General features: G+C 63.0%; 2 protein-coding genes. Both read right to left on the reverse strand.

Annotated elements, in window-relative coordinates:
• On the reverse strand, nucleotides 1-1,484 hold a 1,484-nt coding region (gene ppx, locus AC1DWI_RS18720), incomplete at its 3' end, for an exopolyphosphatase (protein WP_477725424.1).
• A gap of 61 nt (nucleotides 1,485-1,545) precedes the next feature.
• On the reverse strand, nucleotides 1,546-2,679 hold the full coding sequence (locus AC1DWI_RS18725) for an ABC transporter substrate-binding protein (RefSeq protein WP_477725425.1): 1,134 nt from the start codon (nucleotides 2,677-2,679) through the stop codon (nucleotides 1,546-1,548).
• Nucleotides 2,680-2,881: the final 202 nt, after the last annotated feature.

Raw genomic sequence — 2,881 nt, forward strand, 5'->3', positions numbered from 1 at the left:
ACCAGCGTCCACGGCGTTTTTTGCCACGCCAGGACTTCTTCCAGCAGCAGATGGGCCGATTGCGGGAAGGCCTGCGCCCAGCCGGCGCGGCAGTTCAGTACAAAAATCTTTCCGGGCTCGGCGCTGCTTTCGAGCTGGAGGCCTTTGAGGTCAGGGTCGCGCCGGGCGTGGCAGAGGATGACGGCCAGGYGCAGGCACAGCAGTTGCTGGATGAACACGCGGTCTTCGAAATTGACTTCAAGCTTGCGCAGCTTGCCGCGGTGGCCCAGCACCAGAAGGCTCAGGCGATGCAGTTCGGGCAGGGCAAAGCCCGGCGCGTCGGCGTTGTCCAGGATGTAGGCGCCATGCTTGTGATAGTCGCTGTGCGAGATCTGGCTGCCGATCTCGTGCAGCTCTGCGGCCCATTCCAGCTTGCGCTGGAAGCGGGCAGATTCCGCAGCGGGCATGCCCTTGCCGGCCATGACGAACAACTGCCTGGCGACTTTGCTGACGCGTTGGGCCTGTGCGTTGTCGGTATTGAATTTGCTGGCCAGGCGCTGCACGGTGGTAGAGCGCAAATCGGTCAAATCCTGCTCACGGTCCACCAGGTCATAGAGCACACCATGGCGCAAGGCGCCTTGTGCGGCTTCCATTTGCGCGATGCCCAGGAGATCGAACACGGCCCTCAGCACGCTCACACCGCCGCCTATGACGGCGCGCCTGTCGTCTTTCATGCCGTCGAGCTTGAGGCGGTCGGCGCTTTGCGCCTTGAGCAGCCGGTCCAGCAGCCAGTCGAGGCCTTCTTGCGTGACCATGCCCGCGGGCCAGCCCGAGGCTGTCAGTACGTCGCTAACGGCGCCAATCGTGCCGGAAGACCCATAGGCGGTGTCCCACGCATCGGCGCGGTAGATATTGACGGCTTCGTCAAGCACCGCCTTGGCGGCGACCTCTGCCGTCTGGAAGGCGCGCGGGGTGAACTGCCCGTCGGGGAAATACTTCATCGACCATGCCACGCTGCCGACGCGATAAGACTCCATGGTCCTCGCGTCCAGCCCCTTGCCGAGGATCATTTCGGTGGAGCGCCCGCCGATGTCCACCACCAGCCGGCGTTCATCGGACTGGGGCAGGAGGTGGGCAACACCCTGATAAATCAGGCGGGCTTCTTCGCGGCCCGGGATGACGTCAATGGCAAAGCCGAGGATTTTGTGGGCGCGCGCGAGGAACTCTTCGCGATTGCGTGCTTCACGCAGGGTCTGGGTGGCAACGGCGCGAACCTGGTACTTCTTGAAGCCGGCCAACCGTTCACCGAAGCGCGCCAGGCAGTCCCAGCCGCGCTGCATGGCTTCCGGGGTCAGGTTTCGGTCGGCGTCCAGCCCGTTGCCCTGGCGAACGGTTTCCTTGAGGTATTCGGTGCGGTGAATCTGGCCAGCATCAAAGCGGCCGATTTCCAGCCGAAAGCTGTTGGACCCGAGGTCTACAGCGGCGAGCAGCGTTCCATTTTGCATACCTGAGTTTAAGCTCCCAATATAGCCATCGCGCGGGACTCTCATCAGCATTTCTGGGTGCCTAGCCGATCAACCGGCCGTCGACGGTCATCATGCTTTGCGTGACGTAGGTGCCGCTTCTGCGCTGGGGATTGAAGCTGATGCTGAATCCGCCCACATCGAACTTTGTGCGGCGCTGAAAGGCGGCCAGAACGCTCTGGCGGTTCAGGGGGCCGTCGACGTCATTGAGCACTTCGTAGGTGTAGCGTGCTGCAATGAATCCTGCCAGGCTCAGCGGCGTGGGCGGCTCGTCGAAGAGGCGCGAAAGCGTTTCACGGTAGCTTCTGACCACCGGAAGGCTGGCATTGACCAGGGGTACCGGCTGGGTGGCGATGACCGGCGTGTTGCGCGCCGCGCCCATCTGCAGCATGGWTTGCAGGTTCACATCGGCCAACGCCACGACATAGCGCTGGCGGGCCTGCTTTTCCAGGCCCTGGGTGAATTCGGCGAGCTCCGGCGTTCCGCCCACAAAAAGCAGCACTGCGGGTGTACGGGGCGTGAGTTTCTGGCCCAGCGCGCGCAGGTCGTCTGTTGCCTTGAAGGGCTGCAGCTTCAGTTGCATGTCCAGGGCAATGCGCTCGACATCCGAGTGATAGGCCGCGTGATCCTGTGCTGTGGCGTAAATCGCACCCAGCTCCTTGAGGCCCATGGTTGAAAGGCTTTTGAGCGCATAGGCAATCTGTTCCTGGCGCGCGGCGAAGATGGGAAAGGTCTTGTCGTCGATCTCGAGGCTGGAGTTTTGCAGCCACGGGGCGGCGTGGGGGATGCCCAGCCCGCCCTGGCGGGACAGCGCCACGATCTGGCTGGCAACCTGGTCGCCGACACTGCCGGAAAGCACCATGCAGGCGGAGTTGTCCTTGACCGAGTCCAGTGCCGTGCGCAGGCTTGCGGGGGTGCCGTCCGTTTCAAGTGCCAGATGCTGGACCTGCCTGCCGCGGACGCCGCCGCGCAGGTTGATGTCCTGCCAGGCGGCGCGTGAGCCGATCAGGAAGTCCTTGGAGACATCCTGCTGGGCCTGGGAAAAATCAACCGGCTGGGCCACGACGATGCTGCGCGATGAAGCGCCCTTGCCGGGCTGGGCCCAGGCTGGGCTCGCAATTGCTGCGGCAACCAGGCCGGCGCGGCGAAGCAGCCGGCGGCGACTAACTAAAGGCATTTGAGCTGGCATGGATGTTCCCCGGTGCGAGGCGACTTGCCGTGCACGGATTGCTACTAAAACAATAGCTGCTTGCGCAGGCTCGATAAGGTCTGGAGCACGAAATTGCACAAATTCAATAAAAAACGGGTCAAACCTTCCGGCTTGACCCGTTCCAGCACCCGTGGGCTTATTTGGCGGGCGGAATCAGCACGCTGTCCAC

It is taken from the genome of Polaromonas sp. P3_C2, from assembly GCF_056402675.1.